The organism is Mesorhizobium sp. M7A.F.Ca.US.002.01.1.1 (assembly GCF_004022955.1).
GTDB lineage: Bacteria > Pseudomonadota > Alphaproteobacteria > Rhizobiales > Rhizobiaceae > Mesorhizobium > Mesorhizobium ciceri.
Genome location: NZ_RZQE01000359.1, coordinates 1 through 6,150, shown reverse-complemented (window position 1 = coordinate 6,150; position 6,150 = coordinate 1). Strand labels below are relative to the sequence as shown.

At 62.0% G+C, this 6,150-nt stretch carries 7 protein-coding genes; all 7 read left to right on the top strand.

The genetic code is table 11. From position 1 onward, the window contains the following. Positions 1–601, top strand: a 601-nt coding sequence (gene tolQ, locus EN932_RS26395; protein WP_128369166.1) for a protein TolQ, incomplete at its 5' end; no start/stop codon positions are given. A gap of 10 nt (positions 602–611) precedes the next feature. Beyond that, the gene (gene tolR / locus EN932_RS26390) at positions 612–1,064 is read left to right on the top strand and encodes a protein TolR (protein ID WP_023811855.1); all 453 of its coding nucleotides are present in this window, start codon (positions 612–614) and stop codon (positions 1,062–1,064) included. Between the two features lie 7 nt (positions 1,065–1,071). Beyond that, a complete protein-coding gene (locus tag EN932_RS26385; protein ID WP_013529147.1) occupies positions 1,072–2,229 on the top strand; it encodes a TonB family protein in 1,158 nt (385 codons plus the stop codon). Between the two features lie 40 nt (positions 2,230–2,269). Next, entirely contained in the window at positions 2,270–3,580 is a 1,311-nt protein-coding gene (tolB, locus tag EN932_RS26380) for a Tol-Pal system beta propeller repeat protein TolB (protein WP_128369165.1), read from the top strand. Between the two features lie 31 nt (positions 3,581–3,611). Beyond that, entirely contained in the window at positions 3,612–3,875 is a 264-nt protein-coding gene (locus EN932_RS26375) for a four helix bundle protein (RefSeq protein ID WP_245461043.1), read from the top strand. Positions 3,876–4,233: 358 nt separating this feature from the next. Next, on the top strand, positions 4,234–4,740 hold the full coding sequence (gene pal / locus EN932_RS26370) for a peptidoglycan-associated lipoprotein Pal (protein WP_013529149.1): 507 nt from the start codon (positions 4,234–4,236) through the stop codon (positions 4,738–4,740). Between the two features lie 220 nt (positions 4,741–4,960). Further along, positions 4,961–6,070, top strand: coding sequence for a tol-pal system protein YbgF (ybgF, locus tag EN932_RS26365; RefSeq protein WP_127369594.1), 1,110 nt, complete (start codon positions 4,961–4,963; stop codon positions 6,068–6,070). Positions 6,071–6,150: the final 80 nt, after the last annotated feature.

Below are 6,150 nucleotides of genomic sequence, written 5' to 3'. Positions count from 1 at the left end.
GGTCTGGACCTGGGCGATCATCGTCGACAAGCTGGTTTCCTATGCCCGCATGCGGCTGGCGCTCAACCGGTTCGAGCAGGTGTTCTGGTCGGGGCAGTCGCTGGAGGAGCTTTACCGCACGCTCGCCGATCGCAAGACCACCGGCATGGGCGCCATTTTCGTGGCGGCCATGCGCGAGTGGAAGAAGAGTTTCGAGAAGGGCGCCAAGTCGCCGCTCGGCCTGCAAACCCGCATCGACAAGGCGATGGACCTGGCGCTGACCCGCGAGATGGAAAAGCTGGAAGGGCGCCTCGGCTTCCTTGCCACCACGGGCTCGGCGGCACCCTTCATCGGCCTGTTCGGCACCGTCATCGGCATCATGACGTCGTTCCAGGCGATCGCCGGCTCCAAGAATACCAGTCTCGCGGTGGTTGCGCCGGGCATCGCCGAAGCGCTGCTGGCGACGGCCATTGGCCTGCTCGCCGCCATTCCCGCCGTCATCGCCTACAACAAGCTGTCGTCCGACGCGAGCAAGATAGCCGTGCGCATGGAAGGATTCTCCGACGAGTTCTCCGCCATACTCTCGCGCCAAATCGATGAAAAAGTGGCCCCCAAGGCCTGAGGAGTAGCAGATGGGTATGTCCATGGGCATGGGAGGACGCGGCGGGCGCGGCCACAGGCGGCGCGGCCGTCACCATGCACTGATGTCCGAGATCAACGTCACGCCGATGGTCGACGTGATGCTGGTGCTGCTGATCATCTTCATGGTCGCGGCACCAATGCTGACGGTCGGCGTGCCGATCGACCTGCCGGATACGCAGGCTAAGGCGATGAATGCCGACACGCAGCCGATCACCGTCTCGATCAACGCCGCCGGCCAGATTTATCTGCAGGAAACCGAAATCCCGATCGAGGAGCTGGTAGCCAAGCTGCAGGCAATTTCCAAGACCGGCTATGAGGAGCGCATCTTCATCCGCGGCGACAAGTCCACCGACTATGGTACGGCGATGAAGGTGATGGCCCGTATTTCGGCCGCTGGCTACAAGAACATCGGCCTGGTTTCACTGCAGGAACAGGACCAGTAGACGCGCGATGAAGACCGGCCTCACCACATCGGTCATCTTGCATACGGCGGCGCTGACCTTCGGCCTGTTCACGCTGACGGCGCCGGCGGCACTTCCGTCGTCCGACGTCGAGTCGGTCGCGGTCGATATCGTGCCGATGGAAGCCATTGCGCAGACGTTGCAGGGCGACAAGAAGGCCGTGATGCATGAAAAGCCGGCGCCTGTGCCGACGCAGCGCCCGGACATCGTTCCGGATGCGCAGAAGGTCGGCGAGAACAGCGTCGACACCGACAAGCCGATAACGCCGGAAGCCAAGCCGAAGCCCGTCGACATGACCTCGGCTCCGCCGCCCGCGCCGACCCCGATCGAAAAGCCGAAGCCCGAGGACGTGCCGAAGCCGCAGGAGAAGCCCAAGCCCACCCCGGCAACGGAAGTGGCGCCGGCGCCGACGCCCAAGGAAGAGGTCAAGCCCGAGCCGGTCAAGCAGGCCGATCCCAAGCCGACACCGGCCAAGCCGGCGCCGACCCCGCCGCCGCAGGACAAGACCGCTGCCATCGATCCGACGCCCGAGGTCAAGCCCGACGCCGTCGCTGAAGCCATAGCGCAGGAGCCGCCCGCCGAGGCGACGCAGCTGCCGGATTCCGCTCCCGCGCCGGAAGCGCGGCCGAAGCCGCAGCCGGCGCAGGCCGAAAGCGCCAAGGCGCCGGAGCGCAAGGACGCCGACAAGCCGGTCAAGGAAGCGTCGTCGAAGCCGAAATCCGATGACAAGCAATTCAACGCCGACGAGATCTCCGCGCTCCTCGACAAGCAGAAACCATCCGGCGGGGGCGCCAAGCGCTCGACCCAGCAGGCGTCGCTCGGCGGCGACAAGGACCAAGGTCAGAAGCTTTCCAGGTCCGAAATGGGTGCCCTGGAAAGCCAGCTCGGCGGCTGCTGGACCCTTCCTGTCGGCCTTGAAGGTTCCGAGAACTTCCTCGTCGTGGTGCGGTTCAACTTGGATGCATCCGGTAAGCTGGACGGGCGCCCGGCGGTCGAAAAGTCGAGCGGGAATCGCCAGTTCGACGAAAGTGCCGTTCGTGCGGTGCAAAAATGCGATGTCACCGGCCTGCAAGTTCCCGCCGGCAAGCAGGACATCTGGGCCGACGTCCGCGTCACCTTCGATCCAAGGGAGATGCTCGGCCTCTAAGGCCCTGTCATCCGAAAATCAGTACGAGAAGCGAGAAGACATGAAATCAATCCTCAAGCCGCTCCTGATGGTCGCAGCAATGGCGATGGGCATGACCGCGGCAGGCACGTTGCCGGCGCTGGCGCTCGTCGAGCTCAACGTCAACAAGGGCAACGTCGAGCCGCTGCCGCTCGCCATCACGGATTTCCAGGGCGGCGACGCGCTTGGGGCGCAGATTTCGCAGATCGTCACCGCCGATTTGAAGCGTTCGGGTCTGTTCGCTCCGATCGACAAGAGCGCCTTTATCGAGAAAATCACCAACCCCGATGCAGCACCGCGCTTCGACGACTGGAAGGTGATCAACGCGCAGGCGCTGGTCACGGGCAGCGTCAGCAAGGAAGCCGACGGCCGCATCCGCGCCCAGTACCGATTGTGGGATACCTTTGCCGGCCAGCAGATGGCTGGCGAGCAGTTCTTCGCCAACGACGCCAATCAGCGGCGTGTCGCCCATATCATCGCCGACGCCATCTATGAGCGGCTGACCGGCGAAAAAGGCTATTTCGACACCCGCGTCGTCTTCATCGACGAATCCGGAGCCAAGAATGCGCGCAAGAAGCGCCTCGCGATCATGGACCAGGACGGCGCCAACGTCCGCTATCTTTCGGACGGCAGGTCGATCGTGCTGACGCCGCGTTTCTCGCCGAACCGGCAGGAAATCACCTACATGTCCTATGAAAGCGGCCAGCCGCGGGTCTATCTGCTGCAGATCGAGACCGGCCAGCGCGAACTGGTCGGCAATTTCCCCGGCATGACCTTTGCGCCGCGCTTTTCGCCCGACGGCCAGAAGGTGATCATGAGCCTGCTGCGCGACGACGGCAATTCCAACATCTTCGCCATGGACCTGCGCAGCCGCTCGACGACGCGGCTGACCAACTCGACCGCCATCGACACCTCGCCATCCTATTCGCCCGACGGCAGCAAGGTGGTGTTCACCTCCGACCGTGGCGGCCGCGCACAGATCTACGTGATGGGCGCCGACGGTTCGGGCCAGACCCGCATCTCCTTTGGCGACGGCGTCTATTCGACACCGGTCTGGTCGCCGCGCGGCGACCTGATTGCCTTCACCAAGCAGACCGGCGGCGAATTCCAGATCGGCGTCATGAAGACCGATGGATCGGGTGAGCGCATCCTCTCCTCCGGCTTCCAGCAGGAGGGACCGACCTGGGCGCCGAATGGCCGCGTGCTGATGTTCTTCCGCGATTCCGCCGGTGGCCCCAAACTGGTTTCGGTCGATCTGACCGGACGCAACGAGCAATCGATCCCGACGGCGAACTTCGCTTCGGACCCTGCCTGGTCGCCGCTGCTGGAGTAAGAGACGAACTGGGGAATTGAAGAACTGAAGAATGGAGAAGGCGGGCGGCTACATCAAGCGTGCGAAGGATCTAGAGGTTTATAAGCGCGCTTATGTGGTCTCTCTTGGCGTGCATAAAGCTACGCTCGCTTTCCCGAAAATGGAGCAATACGCACTGGCTGATCAGTTGCGCCGCTCCAGCAAGGGAATCTGCGCCAATTTGGCTGAGGGATTTGCCAAGCAGACTCACTCCAAACCCGAATTCGCGCGGTTCATTTCGATGGCAATGGGGTCATGCAGCGAAGTGGAGACGTGAATTTCCTATGCGTTCGACCTTGGATACATCAGCCAGGCACAACACGACGATTGGCTGCGATCCTATGCCCATATCTACGGCATGCTGATCAATCTGAGAGAAAAGCTGAAGTGAATTCTCTCTTCAGTTCCTCAATTCCCCAACTCTTCAATTCCTCTTTTCCATCTCTTTGTCGCGTTTTGGCCGTATTTCCGCCTAGGGTCCGCGCCAACTGTGGCTCATGGCCAATGGCTGCGGACGGGCAGCTTAAACCAAAATTTAACCGTGTTTCTTGAATGCCGGTTAACCCAAACGTGGTTACTGGGTGATCAACGAAATCACTCAAATTAGACCACTCGAATTACGAAGGAGAGGCGGCATGGGCCGTATTGCAGCACTTACCAGAAACCCGGTCATGATCGCGCTGGTGGCGATGCTCGCCATCGCCGGTTGCGCCTCGAAAAAGACGCCGAACAACGCGGCCGATCTTGGCCTTAACGGCGCCGGCGCCGCAACACCCGGATCGGCGCAGGACTTCACCGTCAACATTGGCGACCGCATCTTCTTCGATACGGACTCGACCTCGATCCGTGCCGACGCGCAGACGACGCTCTCGCGCCAGGCACAGTGGCTGAACCAGTACAAGCAGTATGCCATCGTCGTCGAAGGCCATGCCGACGAACGCGGAACGCGCGAATACAATCTGGCGCTCGGCGCCCGCCGCGCAGCCGCTACCCGTGACTTCCTTGTCGCCAAGGGCGTCTCGGCCAGCCGTCTCAAGACCATTTCCTACGGCAAGGAACGTCCGGTCGCGGTTTGCGACGACATCTCTTGCTGGTCGCAGAATCGCCGCGCGGTCACTACGCTTAGCGGCGCTGGCTCCTGAGGCATCATGGACCGGCGCGTCAAAGGACGCGTGGCCGTCTAGCGGTAAAAATGCAACATACTTGTGCGAAAGGCGGCCTTGGGGCCGCCTTTTTCATATCCGGATGCCCGAAACAAAATTTGGCCGAAGTCTCGGCTCCTGCTATGAGCCGAGGGCGCTTGGCTGGTCCCATTCTGATTGGAAGGCGCGAACAAGCTAACGAAATCACTGCGAGAGGCACATGCATTTGAGATCGGTTCTGAGCGGCACGCTTGCGCTGCTGCTCCTATCAGGCGTCACCGCCCTGGCTAGCGGCACCGGGGCGAGCGGCACAGGGCAATCAACCGACAGCGGCTTTACCTTCCATCTTCCCAGTATCGAATTGCCCGGCTTTTTTGGTCAAAAGAAGAAACCGGACCAGATTCAGCTGGTGCAGTCCGATCCTACCGCTGTCACCAGCCTGGAAGAGCAGCTGCGGCAGATGAACGGCAAGATCGAGGAACTCAATTTCCAGGTCCTGCAAATGCAGGAGCAGATCCGCAAGCAGCAGGAAGATAATGAATTCCGCTTCCAGCAGCTGGAAGGTGGCGGCACGCAAGGCGGGCAGCCGCCGGCGCAGAAGAAATCGGACGCCACCACCGGCACCGACAACAACGTGGCGGCGGCCCCGGCAACACGGGCGCCGGCCGATGCCGGCGCCGAGCCCGCCAACGATCAATCGGCAGGCGGCAAGACGGTCGATGACGTCATCGTCGAATCTCCGGATGGCGACCCCGGCAAGGTTATTCCCGGTACGGGAGCGCCGGAAAAGACCTTCGGCAGCATCACCGTCGACAAGAACGGCAATGTCATCGATGCCGGCGGCAACACACAATCGACCGCGCCGGCGCAGGATACCGCGCCAGTCGCCGGGGCGGCGCCCAAGGCCGGCAAATCCGATACGGTGGTCGCGGCGTTGCCCGCCACCAACAATCCGGAAGAGCTCTACCGCAACTCATACCAGTTCATCCTCTCGGGCGACTACGGCACCGCCGAGCAGGGTTTTCGCGACCACATCGCCCGCTTCCCCAAGGATGCGAAAGCAGCGGACGCGCATTACTGGCTGGGCGAGTCATTGCTCGGCCAGCAGAAATACCGCGATGCGGCCGAGACGTTCCTTGCCGCCAGCAAGGACTACCCCAAGGCCAAGAAAGCTCCCGACATGTTGCTGAAGCTCGGCGTGTCGCTGGTCGGCCTCAAGCAGCATGACGTTGCCTGCGCCACTTTCAGCGAGGTCGGCAAGCGCTACCCCGATATTTCCAGCGCGCTCAAGGAACGCGTCAAGCAGGAGAAGGCTCTGGCTGCCTGCTGATCCTTGTCATACATGTCGTTGTCCTGAAACCGGGATCACTTTTGGGCGACATGCATCATGCTCGACACCGAGCCGGACCT